This window comes from Flavobacterium limi, assembly GCF_010645075.1.
Taxonomy (GTDB): Bacteria; Bacteroidota; Bacteroidia; order Flavobacteriales; family Flavobacteriaceae; genus Flavobacterium; species Flavobacterium limi.
This window is the reverse complement of the sequence record NZ_JAADZV010000013.1, coordinates 20,368-39,166: the sequence shown is the minus strand read 5'-3', so window position 1 is coordinate 39,166 and position 18,799 is coordinate 20,368. Positions and strand designations below refer to the sequence as shown.

The 18,799-nt window shown below is 40.4% G+C and carries 18 protein-coding genes; 8 read left to right on the top strand and 10 right to left on the bottom strand.

Annotated elements, in window-relative coordinates; translation table 11 throughout:
- Positions 1-20: 20 nt before the first annotated feature.
- The 3 genes from ligD to GXM16_RS20675 form a co-directional block, all read right to left on the bottom strand.
- Complete coding sequence (ligD, locus tag GXM16_RS20685) at positions 21-2,069, bottom strand: DNA ligase D (RefSeq protein WP_229684404.1); 2,049 nt, start codon at positions 2,067-2,069, stop codon at positions 21-23.
- A 139-nt stretch (positions 2,070-2,208) separates the two neighbouring features.
- Positions 2,209-2,388 (bottom strand): DUF3606 domain-containing protein, encoded by a 180-nt coding sequence (locus GXM16_RS20680; RefSeq protein ID WP_163396401.1) that lies wholly within the window; start codon positions 2,386-2,388, stop codon positions 2,209-2,211.
- Positions 2,389-2,424: 36 nt separating this feature from the next.
- Positions 2,425-2,652, bottom strand: a complete 228-nt coding sequence (locus GXM16_RS20675; RefSeq protein WP_163396400.1) for a hypothetical protein — start codon at positions 2,650-2,652, stop codon at positions 2,425-2,427.
- A 501-nt stretch (positions 2,653-3,153) separates the two neighbouring features.
- Between GXM16_RS20675 and GXM16_RS20670 the strand changes: the two genes are divergently transcribed.
- The 4 genes from GXM16_RS20670 (at position 3,154) to GXM16_RS20655 (ending at position 6,049) form a co-directional block, all read left to right on the top strand.
- A complete protein-coding gene (locus GXM16_RS20670; RefSeq protein WP_163396399.1) occupies positions 3,154-3,399 on the top strand; it encodes a hypothetical protein in 246 nt (81 codons plus the stop codon).
- A gap of 137 nt (positions 3,400-3,536) precedes the next feature.
- Complete coding sequence (gene xseA / locus GXM16_RS20665; protein WP_163396398.1) at positions 3,537-4,973, top strand: exodeoxyribonuclease VII large subunit; 1,437 nt, start codon at positions 3,537-3,539, stop codon at positions 4,971-4,973.
- Positions 4,951-5,160 (top strand): exodeoxyribonuclease VII small subunit, encoded by a 210-nt coding sequence (gene xseB, locus GXM16_RS20660; protein WP_163396397.1) that lies wholly within the window; start codon positions 4,951-4,953, stop codon positions 5,158-5,160. Before xseA ends, xseB begins: the two co-directional genes overlap by 23 nt.
- A gap of 424 nt (positions 5,161-5,584) precedes the next feature.
- A complete protein-coding gene (locus GXM16_RS20655) occupies positions 5,585-6,049 on the top strand; it encodes a response regulator (protein ID WP_163396396.1) in 465 nt (154 codons plus the stop codon).
- A 358-nt stretch (positions 6,050-6,407) separates the two neighbouring features.
- Here GXM16_RS20655 and GXM16_RS20650 read toward each other — a convergent pair whose 3' ends face one another.
- The 7 genes from GXM16_RS20650 to GXM16_RS20620 form a co-directional block, all read right to left on the bottom strand.
- Entirely contained in the window at positions 6,408-6,860 is a 453-nt protein-coding gene (locus tag GXM16_RS20650; protein ID WP_163396395.1) for a carboxymuconolactone decarboxylase family protein, read from the bottom strand.
- 67 nt (positions 6,861-6,927) lie between these two features.
- On the bottom strand, positions 6,928-7,500 hold the full coding sequence (locus tag GXM16_RS20645) for a Crp/Fnr family transcriptional regulator (protein WP_163396394.1): 573 nt from the start codon (positions 7,498-7,500) through the stop codon (positions 6,928-6,930).
- A gap of 493 nt (positions 7,501-7,993) precedes the next feature.
- Entirely contained in the window at positions 7,994-8,224 is a 231-nt protein-coding gene (locus tag GXM16_RS20640) for a hypothetical protein (RefSeq protein WP_163396393.1), read from the bottom strand.
- A 59-nt stretch (positions 8,225-8,283) separates the two neighbouring features.
- A complete protein-coding gene (locus GXM16_RS20635; RefSeq protein ID WP_163396392.1) occupies positions 8,284-8,691 on the bottom strand; it encodes a hypothetical protein in 408 nt (135 codons plus the stop codon).
- A 1,051-nt stretch (positions 8,692-9,742) separates the two neighbouring features.
- A complete protein-coding gene (locus tag GXM16_RS20630) occupies positions 9,743-11,032 on the bottom strand; it encodes an HlyD family secretion protein (RefSeq protein WP_163396391.1) in 1,290 nt (429 codons plus the stop codon).
- Positions 11,016-13,196, bottom strand: coding sequence for a peptidase domain-containing ABC transporter (locus GXM16_RS20625; protein ID WP_163396390.1), 2,181 nt, complete (start codon positions 13,194-13,196; stop codon positions 11,016-11,018). Before GXM16_RS20625 ends, GXM16_RS20630 begins: the two co-directional genes overlap by 17 nt.
- On the bottom strand, positions 13,189-14,787 hold the full coding sequence (locus GXM16_RS20620) for a nucleotidyltransferase domain-containing protein (RefSeq protein ID WP_163396389.1): 1,599 nt from the start codon (positions 14,785-14,787) through the stop codon (positions 13,189-13,191). Before GXM16_RS20620 ends, GXM16_RS20625 begins: the two co-directional genes overlap by 8 nt.
- A gap of 191 nt (positions 14,788-14,978) precedes the next feature.
- Here GXM16_RS20620 and GXM16_RS22750 point away from each other — a divergent pair, with 191 nt between their 5' ends.
- The 4 genes from GXM16_RS22750 to GXM16_RS20600 all read left to right on the top strand — a co-directional run bounded on the left by GXM16_RS22750 (position 14,979) and on the right by GXM16_RS20600 (position 18,193).
- A complete protein-coding gene (locus GXM16_RS22750) occupies positions 14,979-15,635 on the top strand; it encodes a DUF6973 domain-containing protein (RefSeq protein ID WP_163396388.1) in 657 nt (218 codons plus the stop codon).
- A 2-nt stretch (positions 15,636-15,637) separates the two neighbouring features.
- Positions 15,638-16,207: a hypothetical protein gene (locus GXM16_RS20610; RefSeq protein WP_163396387.1), complete on the top strand. Its 570-nt coding sequence runs from the start codon at positions 15,638-15,640 to the stop codon at positions 16,205-16,207.
- A gap of 224 nt (positions 16,208-16,431) precedes the next feature.
- Positions 16,432-17,739: a TolC family protein gene (locus tag GXM16_RS20605; protein ID WP_163396386.1), complete on the top strand. Its 1,308-nt coding sequence runs from the start codon at positions 16,432-16,434 to the stop codon at positions 17,737-17,739.
- Positions 17,729-18,193, top strand: coding sequence for a GNAT family N-acetyltransferase (locus tag GXM16_RS20600; protein ID WP_163396385.1), 465 nt, complete (start codon positions 17,729-17,731; stop codon positions 18,191-18,193). The genes GXM16_RS20605 and GXM16_RS20600 overlap by 11 nt, the downstream gene beginning before the upstream one ends.
- The last annotated feature ends 606 nt before the right edge of the window (positions 18,194-18,799 follow it).

The following is an 18,799-nucleotide window of genomic DNA, read 5'->3' as shown; positions in this document are numbered from 1 at the left end:
TTAATTTTCAAAGTGCCCATTTAGAAAAAGATGCTCTGGGCCTTGGCCACTGCCTTTTTCATATCAATTCCTTTTTTTAGTGATCCTTTGAAAATGTCGCCTTCGGACCTTATGCGGGCGATGGAATTCTCGATGGTGAAATCTTTCATCGCCAGGCCCTTTTTTACCTCTTCCCAGTGCAGCGGCATGGAGACCGTGGCTCCAGGTTTAGGGCGGAGTGAGTAAGGGCAGGCGATAGTGGCCCCCGGGCGGTTCTGCAGAAAATCAAGGTACATCCTGCCGCCGCGGTTTTTGATCTGGCGCTCCAGGCTTGTGAAATCCGGGAGCTGCGAGTGCACAACAGATGCTATCATCCTGCCGAACATCTGGGACTGGTCATAGCTGTATTTGGCGCCCAGTGGAATATAAATGTGTATGCCCGTTGATCCTGATGTCTTGACATAGCCTTCTATTTCCAGTGCGTCGAGGATATTTTTTACCTCGCAGGCAGCGCGTATGACCTGCTCAAAAGTATTTTGGTCGGGATCCAGGTCTATCACGCAGTAGTCGGGGTTATCGGGCTTCTGGACGCGGCTGAACCACGGGTTCATCTCGATGCATCCCAGGGAAGCCATGTACATTAGCGTCTTTTCATCATCCCCGACAAGGAATTCCTTGCTTTCCCCGTCACTTGTGGTATAGGGAAAGGTCTCGGCCCACTGCGGCGCTTTGCCTTTTACGTCTTTCTGGTAGAAGCTTTTGCCTTGGATGCCGCCGGGAAAACGGTTCAGCGACAGCGGTCGGTCCTTGAGATAGGGCAGGATGAATTCGGCCGCCTGGTAATAATAGTTGAACATATCGCGTTTGGTGAAGCCGTCCCGGGGCCAGTAGATTTTGCTCAAATGCGAAAAGGTCATATTTTGGCCTTTTATTTTCCTGGTCTGGGTTTCCTCTGATGGATTCAGCAGTGTCCCGCGCGCCGATTTCCCGGGTGCTGTCAAAGGTGAGGGGGCAGATTTTTTCTGGCTGGTTTTACTTTCTTTGACAATGGATGTGGAAGAGCTTTCTGCTTCCAGCACCACCTCAGCGGCTTTTTTATCGTTTCGCATGCCTTCAAAGGAAGGGTGGCGGAAAACGCCGTCCGAGGTGATCTCGGCATAGCTGACCTCGCATACCAAAACGGGTTTGAGCCAGACCGCCTCGGCATGGGGAGGGTTGGGACGGAAGCGCGACGGTTTGTTGATGTCCGGCTCTGATGCAAAAGGGATTTTTGTGGTAATGAGCGGTCTGAACTGTTCCATCATTTCACGCTGCATCTTATCGGTGAATCCAGTACCGACTTTTCCGGTGTACGCAAGCTCTCCGCCCTCATAAACCCCTAAGAGTAGCGAGCTGAAAAGCTTGGATGAGGAATCATTTTTGGTATATCCGCCAATGACGACTTCCTGTCTCTTGTTTGCTTTTATTTTAAGCCACTGCCTGTTTCTGCTGTCAGGGATGTAGAGCGAATCTTTCCTTTTGGCCATGATGCCTTCAAGGCCCATTTTTTTTGCCGTCTCAAAAAAGCCGATGCCGCCCTCGAAGGCCTGGCTCAGGCGTATCCTGTCGTCATTGGTGGGAAGTATCTGCTTTAAAATGAGCTGACGATGGGAAAGCTCAAGTTCCATAAGGTTGATACCATTGTACCAGAGGATGTCAAAAACGTAAAAGACAAGATGCCCGTCCGCTTCACTGCGCCAGTTTTGGAGTGCGCTGAAATCTGCCTTGCCGTCCTCTTGGAGCACGAGGATCTCCCCGTCCAGCACAGCATCGTTTTTCCACTTCTCCAAAGCATTGGTGATGGGATAGTATTTGTCTGTAAAGGGTTTGTTGTTTCGGGAGGTAAGCGAGACTACGCCCTTATGGATATAGGCCATCGAGCGGTATCCGTCCCATTTTACCTCATAGCTCCAGAGGGGATCATCGAAGGGTTCGTTGACAAGTGTGGCCAGCATCGGCTTGATGTCCGAAGGCATTCCAGCAGGCGTGCCTGACTGGAGGAGCGCTTTAAGCTCCTGACTGCCATTTGAAGTATTTTTTTTCTTTGCCATTTTCATTGTTTTAAAATAGATAAATGTGAAAGCCAGCTGCAATATTTTTAACGTTTTAGCTGCTTTTGAAATACAAGACAAAAAATCCCCGTTACATATACTGCATATGACGGGGATTTGTATTAAGTATGGGTTTGTGCTATTTTGAGCGCAGCACCTGCGCAACGGCGAGGGCAGAATTGCCTGCCTGGTCGACTGCCTTTTGCAGTTCTTCCCTGCTGACATTGAATTTTTCTGTCCAGTAGGCTACTTCGTGGTCCTCGTTCATATTGATGCGCGAGCGGTCCTGCTGCCCTTTTTTGTTTAAATCGTCGCTCATGATTATTTATTTTATTTTATTTAATAATTTTTAATATCAGCTGTTTGTCGCTGCGCTTCCAGTACTTCCTGCACCTCCTGAATTGTCATTTCCTCCGTTTTCATGACGGTCTGGATTTGTGCCGTCCTGGTCGCTTTCATCTATATCGCCCCAGTCGCCGGTATTTTCGTTCTCTTCTTTGTCTGTATTGTCCTGGGCCGCCAGCATCTGGTGGTATGGGCAGTTTTTGAGCTCTTCAGCGCTGAAATTATGCATGTTTTCCATTGTTTTGTTTTTTATGATTAATCCTTTTAAAATTAGTCAGATAAGACCGGTATTGCTTACAGGAATATCCGGAGATATTATTTAATTATCATGCAGGTGTAATCACAACTGCGACGATTAACATTTGATTTTAATATAAAATGTCCGGCATTTTTCCTGTTCGGGAGCTCTTTCCGCTATGCCTTTCAATCATCTGCGCCGAACCCCCGGCCTACATGGGCAGAAGGAGTTCCGCTTCTATCGGGGCTGAAAAGCGCGATCCGATTCTCAAAAGTGGCCTGCTGACATCGACCGCCAAAGTTAAAGTGCATTGAAATGTTGCAATTGATGCTCGGTTCGTCGTGGCTTTTGTGCTACACAGTCAGGATGTCCAATGGTTAGCCGCAAAATTTATTTATGTTTGCTGCTTGTTTTTTTAACATTGCCCAGAATTGTGCATCAGATCTAAATAATTATATTTGAGTGAAGAAATATACAAAACAAATCAGCAGATCTTTCACAATGGAAAAAGCGATACAACTAAAGGTGAGAAAAGATTTGGATGCCCGCCAGCAGCATACGATATTGAAGCTCAAAGGCAGCCTTATTTCAAAAGGCTACACCGAGATTATCCATATCCTGGACCAGGACGATGAATTCCATATCAATACTTTTGAAACAGCTCTTGAGAAACGCAATGAAGTGCAGCAGTATATCGCAGCGTTTATAAATTCTGAGGACCTCAGCGATACCATTACCTTGAAATAATCCGCGGAGCAGCAATTCTGTGCAGGTTGTATCAGGGCGGGTTGGCGTCCAGTTTCGGAAATGTTAACATTACTGCATATTATTGCTATCTTAGCCTTTCGGCAGAAAATAGAAAAGCCGCCCTTTCTTAAATCACTATGGGACCGGAAAATTTCATCAAACTCTCACAGCTCAGCTATCAGATCCATCTGGCGGTAAACGATCGTTTCAGGGGGCTTACCTATTGGGTAGTGGCTGATGTGACCAGCCATAGTTTTAAGGCAGACAAGAACATCCACTATTTTGAGCTGGTGGAGAAAGCGGAGAAGAACAGCGCAATCACAGCCAAAATTATGGGCAAGGCCTGGGGAGAAGGGGCGGTGCACCTGTCTGATTTTGAAAAAAAGACAGGACAGAGCTTCACCAACAATCTGCATGTGCTGGTAAAGGTAAGCATTGACTACCATCCGCTGTACGGGCTCTCGGTGAACGTATTGGATATAGATGTGAATTTCACTCTCGGGGTGCTCGAGCGCCAGCGCAATGAAACCCTTAAAAGGCTTGCCGCAGAGAATGATTTTATCACCAGGACCCCTGAGGGCTATTCCACACTCAACAGCCGTCTGAAACTGCCCCTGGTTATACAGAGGGTCGCTGTTATATCGGCAAGCAATTCGGCAGGGAATGAGGATTTCAGGCACACCCTGCAGCATAACGATTTTGGATATGCTTTTCGGATTGATGATTATTATACCATCGTTCAGGGGGACAATAATGCCAAACTGTTTTTAAACAAACTTATTGAAATTTATCAGACAGGCATTCCTTATGATGCCGTTGTTATCACACGAGGAGGTGGCGCGCAGTCGGATTTTCTGATCTTTGACAATTACAGTATCGGGCGGGCTGTCGCTAAAATTCCTATTCCGGTCATAACAGGTATCGGGCACCAGAAAAATGTGAGCATCACAGACCTTATGGCCCATACCAATACCAAAACCCCGACCAAAGCCGCTGAGTTTATAATTGCCCATAACCGGAATTTTGAGACGGGACTGCTTTCCATGCAGCAGCATATCGTGATCAGATCACAGCAGCTTTTCCTGCGCCATTTCAAAGTGCTGGAAGACCTTAAAAAAAATATTGCTAAAAATGCAAGGGAACTCCTCTCCGGGCATAAGCGGCAGCTGGCTTTTGCCAATCAGAGAATGGCAGCAGATGCGAAAGACATACTGCACGAGCACCAGAAGAAGCTCTCGCTCAAAGCCCAGATGGCCGCCCAGAGCTCACAGAACCTGCTTCGCCGCCGCAAAAGCGATTTGGATTACCTGGCAGGCAGCTTAAAGCTTTTTGCGGGGGGATATCTCAAAAGCAGAAATCTTCGCCTGAAGCATATGCTCAAAAGCATAAACCTGATGTCCCCGCAGAATATCCTCAAAAAAGGCTATGCGATTGTGAAAACCAACGGGAAGATTGCATCAAATACCGAACATATAAAAGAAGGGGATGACATTGAGGTTTTCCTTCACGATACCATACTTAAAAGCACCGTTAAAGAAAAAATACAATACGATGGAAGAGCAGCTGACTTATGAGCAGGCCTGGAATGAGCTTGCGGCCATTTCAAAAGAAATAGAAAATGAAACCATTTCGGTGGACGAGCTGGCGGCCAAGGTGAAAAGGGCATCCGAGCTTATAGCCTTCTGCCAGGGCAGGCTTAAAGCCACCGAAACCGAAGTGGGGAAGATCATTGACGGCATGGAAAACCAGAAAGAAGGATAAACTGCAGCCGGAAAACTCATCTGAAGGGTAAGCCAGATCGGTTTTATGAGTCCCAGGATTCAGGTGCTTTTTTATCGCTCTCATCAGCGAAAACATCTGGATAAAGCGGATGCATCTGTATTTTTAAAAATTTCCGCGTCATCCTGTCCTGAGGCGTCATTTTGCGCAAAGGGATCGGGTGTCTGCTTCATCAGGTGCAGCGGTCAGGAAACGGAAAGCAAAATCAATCGGCTTTTATTTTTATGTTAAAAGAAGCCGTGTCGGCATTTCTAATGGCATTTTTATTACAAAAAATCATTATATTTGCAAGCTATTAACCGCCCCACGGATATAATTCGATTATTTATCGGTTTACAGGGTCAGGCTCCGGCATGATTTTGCAGATTTATAGATTCTTGTCTTCTGCAGCATAAATTTCAAGGCCATGATGCAACAAAAGAATTCCCATAAGCTTATTTTCCATGCTGATGACGATGAGGACGACAGGATGCTTTTTATGGATGCCATTGCCGAACTCGATCTGCCTTTTACGGTAAAGCAGGCCTGCGACGGAAAGGAGCTTCTGGAAAGCCTTAACCATAACAGACTGGAAATCCCCGAAATAGTATTCCTGGATATCAACATGCCCGGCATAGGCGGTTTTGAATGCCTCAAGGAGATAAGAGACGCGAAGGACCGCCTGAACAGGCTTCGGATCATCATGCTCTCCACCAGCGGCACACGTGAGAATATCAGGCGCTCCTTTGAGCTCGGGGCGGACCTCTATGCGGTAAAGCCCAGCTCGTTTGCGGGACTCAAGGATATGCTCTATGAGATACTGGCCTCAGACTTGAAAGCGGTGCAGAAAAGCAGCAGTAAAGTGTATTCGGTGCTGAACTGGCTTATGTGATGTGCAATATTTTGCTGTATGTAAATTTCTAAGATTATATTGTTCTCCAGGTTTATATTAATTTTTAGGAGCTGATCCCCGCTATGCGCTGCAATCTTCTGCACCGAGCCCTGGCGTAGAAGGATTTCCGCTTCACACGAGCGAAGCGAATTGGCGAAGCAATCGGGGCTGGGAGGTTGAATTATATGGTCTATTAATAAATTAGCAACTGATTATGAGCCGCTTTTTGAAAACCCGTACTAAATGGTTTTACAGCAAAAGCAATGAGACCGATCCAATATCGGGCTCATTGCTGTCAGATTTACTTATAGATTAGTTTAAACTTGTTCGTGCACGGCAGTTAAAACTTTTTTGCATGTCATGCAAGGCTCTGCCCTATAGGCAGGCGGGTGCTCAGCACGACCCTGTTCCAAAGATTTATGGTGATTACGGCAGTTATAATATCCGCAATCTGGGTTTCGCTGAAAAACTGCAGGGCACCTGCATAGGTTTGATCTGATAGTCCATTTTGATGGATTAATGTTATTTCTTCGGTTATGGCCAGCACTGCTTTTTCTTCTTCTGTAAAGATATCCCCGGCTTCCCTCCAGGCACTCAAAAGAAAAATACGCTGGTTTGTTTCGCCGTTTTTAACGGCATCCTGAGTGTGGATATTGATGCAGTACGCGCAGCCGTTGATCTGTGAGGCGCGGATCTTTATCAGTTCTTTGGCTGTGCGGGAGATGGAAATCTTGGACAGGTAGGTTTCAAGGCCGATCATCGCCTTTAGCGCCTCAGGGGAGGCCGTTTTGAAGTTAAGTCGTTTCTGCATGGTATTGCTGCTTTAAATTATACTATGCAAAATTGGACAATAGGAAGATCAAAAATCTTAAACTGGTTTAAGAAATCCTTTTTCGGATCTCGCTCAGGTACTCGGGCGTGAACCCCAGATAGGATGCAATGAGGTACTGCGGGACGCGCTGGATGAATTCGGGGTGGTTCCTCACAGCCTGGAAATAAAACTCTTCCTTGGAGAACGAGAAAAGGAATTTGATGCGTTTCTGGGCCGCTGCATACGCCCGCTGGTATACGAATCGGAAATAGCGCTCCATCACGGGAAACTCCTCCAGAAGCTTCTGCTGCTTTTCCAGTGTGATATACAGTATCGTAGATTTTTCTACAGCCTGAATGCAGAATTCCGTATCCATCTGGTTTTCGTAGGCATAATTATCGGTCAGCCACCAGGTTTCGATCGCAAATTCAGTGGTCTGTTCGGTGCCTTTCTCGTTGATGTAGAATTTTCGCAGAAGGCCCTGAAGGACAAAATAATGATGCCGGCAGAGCTGTCCCTGCTCCAATAGGTTTTCTTTTCTGCCAGCCTCTTTTGTGTTGAAGAATGTTATGATGTGCTGGAATTCATCATCAGTGACCTGCGCGAATTTGGCGATATGTTTTTTGAATATATCAGACATTTTGTTTTTTTTAATTGTATCGCTTAAAAATTCAGAACCTCATCCGTTTATTTTGTCCATATGATAGCGCGAAAGCCACTTTTCCATCCTCTGGAGCAGCTGGATTTCTTCAGGATTTCCCGTGGGGTCCAAGAGACCTTTCAGGGTTCTTGAGTAATGGAATTTGCGGTCCTGAAATTCGCAGGTAAACCTAGGGAGTTCATTATGGGAAAGCATCCAGCTCCCAGAGGCTGTTTTTTTTATTTCAAACTTTTTCATTCTCTTCTTGCCGCCCAGACCGGATGCAGCTTTAAACTGTTTTGGAAAAGCAAAATTAGCGGTTTTATTTGTTTTGGCAACTCTTTCATGTTAAGCCATAGCTGATTTATGTGCTGTCGGACATGGCCTGCTGCCTGATCAGCTTAACGCCTGTGCAAAGTAAAACGATAAAAAAAACCTGCGGAATGTAATTCATTTGCGCAGGCTTTTTTCTTTGATAACTGTTAGGATAAATTTAATGCTCATCGTCCGCGTCCTCGTCCGCCTGGGACTCGTCCAGGGTCCTTCTGTCGGCATCGTCATGGTCCAGTTCGGTGGGCTGGTGGTCGGCGGACCGCTCGGGGCTCAAAAGCTGGCCTGCGGCCGGCTCTGAGTGCTCCATTTCTTCCAAATGGGCTTGTTCTTCCCCGATAGGATAGTCGCTGTCTTGCTGATAGTGCGTATCGTAGTTTTGCTGTGGTATCATAATGTTTTAATTTAATGGTTTGTAATTTCGTAAAGTCCTTATGCGCGCTTAGGGGCCGGCTAGAATTTCCGCTCGGAAGGCTTGTGGAAGGGGGCATGCCCGCCCTCTGATTCGTCCCTTGTGAGCTCGTCTTGCTGAAGCTCCTCATTGCCGAGCTGTCCGATTTGGAATTCCTTGTTTATGGGATTGTCCCTGTCGGACCAGGTCATTTCAAAGGCATCGTTTTCATCCCCGCTGCTTTCAGGTTTGTCTACATCGGTTTCAAAGCCCTGCGATGGGTCGTTTTCTAGAAGGTCTTTTTGGGTGTCCTTCTCGGTGATGTCTTTGGATCCTGCGTTTGATTCCTTATCAAGGTTCTCCGAGTCATAGGGGCTGCGGTTCATATCGCTGTTTTTTGGGTCTTTGCCTTGGTTTTGGGAATTCCCATTGTTTTGGGACGGGCTTTGCGGTGTATCTGAGTTTTTCATTTTATATCTTATTAAATTACTGATGTCTGTTTTTTATAAGGAAGGCCCGGGGGCAGGGCTGCGGGTGCTGCGGTGCTGCTGGTATGTTCCTTTTGTTTTGCGCTTTGCGTTTTGCGTTTTGTTCTTTATGCTTTGTGCTCTGTACTTTATGCTTTGTGTTTATACTTTGTATCTTGAACTTGTACTTTGTGCTTATACTTTAAACTTCTTCAAATTTAGAAAGGACAGCAGCATTTTTTCTTACAGAAAAATGGTTTTCATTTATAAAATGGCTATCAGATGAGCAGGTGGGCGGGGTAGCTGGATAGTAGAATTGTGTATGGGCAATAGGGTATGAGGAATTGGGTAATGAGAAATAGGATATAAGGAATAGGGTATGAGAAATAGGATATGGGAATATTTGAGTAGACCTGATTGGAGTGTTCAGCGACGTCTACTGAATTAATGTAGTTTTATTTTTATTTTTATTTTTATTTTTTGGAGCTTATCCCGCTATCCGTTTCACCCGAGCGATAGCGAACTGGCGCAGCAATCTTCTGCGCCGAACCCCGGCGCAAAAGGATTTCCACTGCTATCGGGGCTAGGGCTATCGCAGAGCCCTTTTAGTCTTGGAGAACTCCTTATTCTGGCCCAATTGTTGTATTGGCCCTTTTGGCTGTGGTGATCTTTACAAGACAAGTTCCTATACATTTTCAGGAAGATTTAAAAAGATTGGGCGTATTGGAAGTAGTGGCTTTCTTTCATTAGCTTAGTGGATTTGGGATAGATGTCCTGTTAGGGATTGCTGTAAAAATTTATGTCATTTCTCAACTATTTTTAATAAATGTTATTGGACAATTTATTATTTTAAATTTGCAGTCTTAAAATTTTGAAGACAAAAAGTTATCCACTTTGAAATGTACATTTCCATTATTCATCATGAATCTTAAACAGTCGAAATATTTGCAAAATTCGACTTAACTTTTTGTGGCAGAAAACGTATCAAGTCCACTTTTATATCCGTGATGGTTCACTATGAACAACCGCTTGGTTAAAAAAAATCTGCCGTTAGTTATTTTTCAATAGAGTTTTGAATGTTACTGAAGATTCTTTGTAGCAAGCTTCTCTTTTTTCCATAGTATTCGACAGTTCCTGGCATGTTGTATGAAAAAATTATTTTTTTGTTGTGGGTTGTTTTTAAGTTTGGATCTAATTTAATGTCTAAGTAGTAAATAGTATCATGATAGACTTTTGATTTATTGCAGATTATCCCTTTTAAATCCCCATATTCTTTAGATGGGAAATCTCGCAGTTTAATATATACGGTATCATTGTTTCGCATTTTTCCATACCCATTTGCGGACATTACCCCTCTGGCATATACATTTTCAACTTTAGGCAGGATTATAAAGAGCTGGGATTCCTTTTTTATATATTGGGTAGAGTTAAGGAAAGGCTGATAATATTCGATCGTGCCTGAAATTGGTGCCGTGATCGTAAAATTATATTCCCAGTAGTCTATAGCTGTTTTCAGTTCAAAAAAAGCTTTTTTGACATTAAACAAGGCTGTTGCTACAAGCTTTTCCCTATCCTTTTTCAGCAATGAAATTTCATCACTTAATTCTCCTGTATTATGAGTTAAGTCCTGATCATTTTTATCCATTAACAGGGCTTTTTCTTTCATATCCAGAACGGTCATCTTTGAATTGTCAATTTTATCCCGTACAATTGCCTGGGCATCAAAGAGGATCATATCTGTCTGGTATGATTTATTGATTATGTCTGATTTATCGCTAAATACTTTTTTAGCTCTTTGTAAAATTTTTTCCCGCTCTGTATTTCTGTACAATTTGTTTTGAATGTTGCTGATTTTTTGTTTTGCCAGGTCGATTTTCAAAGTGTTGTCACACTCAATTACTGCCAGGAGAAAATTATAATAGAATTTTTGTATTTCACCTAGTTTAAGGGTTTTGTCAAACTCTACAGCTATAGTACTTTCAATATTATTAATATCGATTTTTGTTAATTGATTTTTTAATTTCATCAAATCAGAATAATCAGTTGTACTTTTTATCAACGCTAAAAGAGCCCCTTTTTTGACAAAAGTGTTATCTTTAATCAGTAGTTCTATCTCCCCGCTTGTTGGAGCATATATATTATTTGTATGGTTTTTGGAAACAATAAAAGCTCTTCCGATAATTTTTTCCGGGTATTTTATCACAGCACTAATTACTATACTGATCAGAATAAAGGAGATAATAAAATAAATGACTTTTTTATAGTCACTTACATTGCTTGCCAATGATATCTCTTTGAGTTCTTCAGACTGGTACTTATCTATACTATTATTTATTTTTTCCATCAATTTGGGATTTAAAGAGATTATAGAAAAAAGTTTTCTTTTGTATTAATTCATCATAGGAGCCATATTCTAAAAGCATCCCGCCGCCAATCATGATAATAAAATCCGCACATTTTACTGTTGATAATTTATGTGATACCAGAACGATAGTCTCTTTTTTTAGTTCATTGGCAAAAACATCAAGAATTTTATTCTCACTATTGGAATCTATTGCATTTGTTACTTCATCTAAGAGCAGAAATTTAGGACGTTTATAAAAAGCCCTGGCCAGCAGCAGTCTCTGTTTCTGTCCCTGGCTCAGCCCCTTTCCTCCTTCACTGAGTCTTGTGTGAAGCGCCTCTGGGAGACGATATAGCTCCTCTTTTAAATTGGCCCAGGGTAAAATCTCTTCAATACGCTGCAGACTGTATTGCTGCTCGTCCGACAGTACAATATTGTTTAAAATTGTATCATTATACAAAGTACTTTCCTGAAATACGGTTCCTGTGTTCTGTCTTATAAATTCATTGTCAAACGATTTCAGGTTGTTTTTTCCTATATAAATATCTCCTGCATATTCATCATATACTTTGGAGAGTAATTTTAAAATTGTGCTTTTTCCTGACCCGCTTAAACCCACTATCGCTGTGGTCTTGTTTTCAGGAATCGTAAATGATAAATTGTACAGTACGGGCTTGGAGGCTCCCTTATACTTAAAGCTTACATTTTTGAAGGTTATATCGTTGTTTTCAGGATCAAATTCATTTATCAGGGACTTGCTTTTCACCTGCTCTTCAGGCATGTTATTAATATCGTTTACCCGCAAGAAACTTATAAAGGCCGACTGTGCCATTTTTATGAAGTTTATTAATTCCATGACAGGAGTGCCTAACTGGCCGATAATAAACTGAATTGATATCAGTGTTCCTAGTGAGAGATCGCCCTGAATGACCAGATAGGCTCCGTAGAATGTCAGTCCGATATCTTTTATTCCGTTAATGAAATCAGCGCCAAGCTGTTGAATTCTATCTATGTTCAGCAGTTTAATTTCTATATTATAAAGTGATCCCTGTATCTTTTCCCATTTCCATCTTTTGTTCAGTGAATAATTGTTTAACTTAATATCTTCAAAATTTTTTAATATTTCAATCCAGGAACTTTGATTTTCTCCCATCAGCATGTAATAGCTCATATCCATTTTTTTTCTGATCTGATAAAAAAACATAATCCAGAAGATATATAGCAGAGTAGCTGATAAAAAGATTAAGAATAAGGTTCCGTCAAAAGCAAAAAGTATGATTCCGTAAATAAGAATAATCAGCGCTGACATAAAAATCGAAATTGCGGAGCTCGAGATAAACTGCTGGATTCTTTCCTGATCTTTAGAGCGCTGCATTATATCTCCCATTAACATGCTGTCAATAAAATTTACAGGCAGCGAGAATACTTTAATTAGATAATCAGTAACGATAGAAATTTTAATACGGCTGGCAATGTGCAGTGAAATGGAAGCCCTTATCCATTCCCCGACACTTTTAAAGATAAGCAGTGAAATATTTGCAATTAAAACTATAGTGATAAAATTAAAATCCTGTCCTTGAATTCCCACATCTATTATAGAGCGGGTAATGAAAGGAAGGCTGGCATATATTAAAGCCGTTATAATCATTACAAGAAGCAGCTGTGAAAGGTTTTTTCTATACGGGCTCAAATGCCTTACTAAAAATTCGAATGCAGCCAGGTAATTGGATCTGCTGTTTTTTAGTTCGTGAAACTTTTCAGAAACTTCCAGTACAATAATCTTTCCTGCATCATTTTCGTCTGCCCATCTGCTGCGAAATTCATTAACATCATAACCTGCAAGCCCTTTTGCAGGATCGGAGAGAAAGAATCTATTTTTTTTTACCTTATATAAAACTGCATAATGGTTTTTGTTCCAATGGATGATTACAGGTTTGTCAAGCGATTTTAAATCATTTACAGAAACACTGTATGCTGCGGATCTAAATCCAATATTTTCAGCAGTCCGGCATAGGTCATATACCGAGTAACCTTTTGATGTCAGATCTTTATAGTAAGGGGTAATATCAATTATTTTCTTATAATATTTAGCTATTATCTTTATACAGGTCAGACCGCACGTGAAGGAATTTTGTTGGGGATAATGGGGAAAGGTGTTAATCATTTGATTCTATTTTTTTTACAACAAAAGGGATGTAGGAAATAAGGCGGTTATCAATAAAAAGAATAGAGAAAGTTTTAAAAATTATTTCTCTATACAGGCTCCAGCATTTTTTGTCCATTTCACTTAAATCACGGGGAGCCAGATATGCCTTATAAGTTGGAATATCTTTAACTTCATGAATCTGTATGCTTTTTTTCATTGTAGTCAAGACACTTTTATCAATGATGCTTTTTGAATTGTAGCTGTTTAAGAGCGTCTCTTTCTGGCCTTCATATAAGGTTTCGAATTTTTCTAAATTCATTTTTCTGCTATCCAGCAGCTCTTTGGTTTTAAAGCTCAATCCATCATCATAAGTGAAGACAAACCAGCAGTCGAAAAGATATTGCAAGAATGGACAGAACATATCCGGCTGCTCTTCAAACCATATTTTTTTTGCCTCTTTTAGGAAATGGACAGCAAATTGAATCTGGTAAGAAGTATTGGAGAATCTTGCTTTTTCGGCAGTCATCTGCTTTGAAATGCCGTAAAACACAGGAGCAAGTCTATCATATATCTTCATTCCCGAAAAACGGTAAACGGGATCGTACTGAAATGGGAAAAGAAGTCTGGAAATATTTGATTGGCCAGAAAGAAAAAGCTCCAGATGATCAATCAAAAAGTTGTTGATAAACTCTTTTTGAGTATCTATTACCAAATAGATATTCTGCTCGGCTTTATCTCTGATGACGGGCTTGGAAGAGAAAAAGTAGTACTTGATTTTTTTGTGCTGAGCCGAATTTTGGATAAATTCTTCCAAAATCTGTATGGTATGGTTGATGCGCTCAATATTGGAATCGGTATCCAGTTCGACAACAAGGTAGTCCTCAGAAACTTTTGAGAGCGTGTTTGACTTAGAATAGTATGGCAGCAGCCCTCCATACTCTTCCAGAAGCTCTGTGGTTAAATCTACTAAGAGTTCTCTATTTTTGTTTCCATAAATTTCCGCAGTCGCTGCAGTGAGCCTGTGGTAAAAGTTTTCATCTAGAGCTTTGATCAGCTTCATCCTGTATTTGCCATCGCTGCACCAGCTCCCGCCGGCTTTCAGCTTAAACTGGGTAACTAAATCAATAAGATGCAGGATTGTATATAAGAATTCATCTATATCACCCGCTCCCATTACATCAAAGAGAAGCGAGGTGATTTTTACTCTGGCCATATAATTTTCATAGTCAGACAGTGGTTTAGCACCAAGGAGTTCGAGTTCTTTTGTATGTGGGATTAAATACTTTAAAAAATCTGACTCATCGAAAAGGATGTGGCCTTTCGAAATCATATTGACAAATGTTCCCTGTCCAGATATATAATCTACCCAGAGTATTTCCTGCAGGTTCTGCACCGGAATAATTATGGTCTGGAGTTTTAGGCTACGAAAAAGAACCATTTCATTGAATACAGTATTGCGGTCTTTTGTGAAAACTATTACATCAATATCCGAAAATTCATTATTGGTGCCTTCAACGTGGCTTCCGGTAACTAGACTTGCATGCTGGCTGGGGTAATATCTGGAGAGAAATACCATGATTTCCTCCACTACTTTTTTATTAATTTTCATACAGGGATACCTACAAACGGTATTTTTTAAATTTAACTGGCTTTTGTTTTATTTATATGCGATTTTTTTTACATTTGTCAAAAAAAGTACAATAATACGTATATTTTTTTGAGTTTAACAAAAAAAATAACAAGTATATTTTTATTAAAATTTACAATTTTATAACTTAATATTAACATAAATTTAAACGTATGAAAGACTTGAATTTTCCTGAGATTTCAAAAGAAATCCAGCAGAGTGTTTACGGTGCTTGGGGTGGCTCTCAATCTAACGATCCCAATGGCGGATGGTATGATAATGGCGATGGGATTACTATTATTACCAATCCTGGCGGCGGTTCCGGCGGGGGCTCTGGTGACTGGGGCTCAGGGGGGATAGGTGATGACGGAGGCGATCAGTGGGATCAGCCTGGAAGCGGAGGAGGAGGAGGAGGTTCGCCTGATCCTGCTATTGCGGATGGGATACTTGAGAATCCTAATGCATCTGAACTTTGGTGGCTATTTACCAACACGAATGAAGTCTCGCTTGCACTAATGGCACATAATAGAGATGTGGCACTTGAATATGGCAGACAGCTGCCAGGCACTCTTAATGGCCAAGGTGATGCATTAAGACATTCCATGTGGTCAGCAATGGATGCCGCGGATCTAGGACTTGCTAAAGCTAGAGAGTTTCATACGCTTCATGAAACTTCTAACCCGGATGCATCCAATGCGATGGACCTGCACAATAATAATTGGGGTTTTCAATGGTTTCAAAATCATGGCAACCCAGATGGTCAGGAATTTCAATTTGTACAGGATTTCTTGAATGCGTGGAATAATGGGGAGATTCAAACTCATCCGTAAACATGATGAGAAACAATTTGAATAGAAGTTTTGTGTATCCTTTATTAATGTCTTTTCTATTTCTATTTTCATGTAAAGGCCAGAGTGATCCGGAATGCCTAACAGTGCTTAATGGAAAACTTTCGCCGCACGTCAACGAACAAAATAAGATTGGCGAGGTTATTAACCTAAAGGATGAAGTGAATTGTTTTGACTGGGATTCCCTGATTGTAATAATGCCGATGTATCTAGATGATAAGGCAGAAAAGGAACTTGGAATTGCTCTTCCTAAAGATGTTGACTATCGTTGGGAGCCAGAATCTTCGGCGATGTTCCTTTTTGTTAAGGATAAGAAGGTTGTGCATTCAATGCTTCAAAAAGCAACGGTAAACAAAGAAGTGTTTGATTCGGCTAAGTCCATAAAATCTTACAGTTTCCTTCAGCTGCTTAATAATTATGGCAATGGCAGCTATTATGTTACCATTCCCAAAGAAAAGGCAGTTTTTGAAACTTATGCTATGGTTTACCATGATGCAAATGGAAAAGAAATATCTAATCCTAATTATGGTTTAGGCGTTAAAGTCAAGAAGTAAAAATTCGGATGGCTTTTTAAATAAATTATTATAAACGAAGTATTGTAACAATTCTAAATTTAAAAACAGGATATAACTATATCCTGTTTTTTTAATATTTCCCTATGTTCCGAATTTTTCTTATCACTTTCCTGTGTTTGTCAAATAACACTATATTTTCCCAAAAAATATTCACCATCGACGAATTTATAAGAAATTCAGAAAAATCAATTGAAGATTTAAAAATGGCCAAGTTCGCCAGCCTCAATAAAAATGAGGACCGTTTATTCCGCAAAGGCTTTCTGCCGGATGTTGCCTTGAACTTTACCTTTCCCGCTTATAATAGATCCATATCGGAAGTTGCCCAACCAGATGGAACTTTTGAATTTAAGGAAACGAATTCGGCTAATTCTAGAGTGAGCTTGTCTTTATCGCAGAAATTACCTTTTACGGGAGGAAAAATTACCGTTTCTAATTCTTTAAACAGGTTGGATTTATTTGGAGCCCAAAGATCAACTTCTTACTCTGCATCTTGGTTTGGAATAAATTTTTCCCAGTCATTGACTTTTTTTAATGATATGAAGTGGGAGCAGAAAATTCAGGAAGCCAAATATAATTACAATAATATCATATATCTTCAGAAGCGTATTGAAACAAAAAAAACAGCAATAAAATATTATTTTGAGCTCCTGAAATTTAAAAATCAGAGGACACTGCTGAATGCCGAATGGAACTCTGCCAGCAAATATAAAAAGGTAATATCCAATCTTATCAGTGCTGGAAAAAGGCTGCCATATGATTCCATTGATGTGGAATTAAAGCTTTTGGATATATATCGAAATCAGGTTTTTCTAAAAAAAGAGGAGCTGTTAAAAATAAAATCAATAAATAGTTTCTTCAATTCTGATTTTCTGGCTGATTCGGATAAGCTGTCAGTGCCTGGGTTAGCTTTTGATCTTCAAAGTGCAGATGTGTACATCGAGAGATATCTGGAAGTGCATGAGATCCTTAGGAGAAATAATTTAACAGGTCTGCAAAAGGAGATGAAACAGCTCGAAAGCATTAAGTACTACTCAGCAAATTTAGCATTAGGAGTCGGATTCAATAACGCTGCAGACCAGTATCAGGATATATTCCAAAATCCTAACCAGAGCCAGAATTTTACCATTTCATTAAGTGTCCCTCTTTTGGATTTCGGAAAGAGAAAAACGGAATATGAAATCAGTAAGGCCAAGTATGAAATAGAAAGTATTAGTCTTGATCAGGATAAGAGGAACAGTATCGAAAAAATTAATCTCTTACGTGAGGAGATTGCAGATTATTATGATGCTCTTAAGATTGAGAAATCAAGAGCCGACCTTCTGCAGAACAAATTGAGAATAATGGAGACGCTGCTCTTGAGCCAGAAAATTTTATATGCAGAATACTCTGATATTGAAAGATCAGCCTACGACACAAACATGGATATAATGAATATTACCGAAGAGATCTACAATAAGATTACCGATCTTGAGAAAATAACTTTAATAGAAATTGTTAAAAATGATAATTAGACCCGCAAGACCCGAAGATGTGCAGTCAATACTGCCGATGTTTAAAGAACTGGATGCAAAGCACTATGAAAATTGTGCAGATGTTAAAAATGAAATTAGCGATAAACGCTATCTTGTACTGTTTGATAATTTTTTTAGGCAGGACAGTAATCTGATTATTAATGTAGCTGAAGAGGATGATAAGATTGTGGCTTTTGCATTAAGTAAAATGACAGTGATAAAAGACAATTTGCTTTTTGAAGATTCAGTTATAGCAGAAATTCTTTACCTGGCTGTTGATAAAAACTGCAAGCGAAGAGGAATTGGAGCTTTAATTATGTCTGACATGGAAGACAGATTAAAAAATAGGGGTGTGGTCAGATGCGAAGCAAGAGTCTTTAGTTTTAATGATGAAACCATGCCCCAAAAAATTAATTATAAGCCGAGATACACTGTTTTTGAGAAATATCTTTAAGAACTAAACCAATCAGAATGTCTTATTATTTTCCATCTATTTAAATTGATGTACATCTCCGATTGGATATGCAAACAAAAAGCAGAGAAAAAGTTAAGCTGCATTTTTCTAATTAGTTAAATTCTTCAATAGTTTTATAGTTCAAAGCAGAATGCATTCTTTTTTTATTGTAGCATATTCGATGTATTCAAAAATTGAATGTGCCAACGAAAATTGGAGGCTAAAAATAAGTTGGCAAAAATGCATCCTTAATTATTTTTTTATGTAATCTTTTTTTCAAAGAGCGGTGAATTATCTTTAAAATTAACATTAGCTTTTTATGGCAGTAAAGGTATCAAGTCCATATAAAATTGATTGCTAATTATCGATGCCATTAAAATGAGCATTCCAAAAAAGCAAAGCCCCACTTCTGTCAATTTCTTTTTTCGCTTTTTTTGTTTAGTTTTTTGTTTAAAATTTGGACAACGTTCCGTGTCTGGAGAAGTTAAGATTAAAAAAACTAGAGTTTCGGTTAAAAACAAATTTATAAATTGCAAAACCATCTTTAAATTAAGCGAATCCCGCCATATTGCCAAAAGTCGGTTATGCGCTGGTTATTTTTTGACG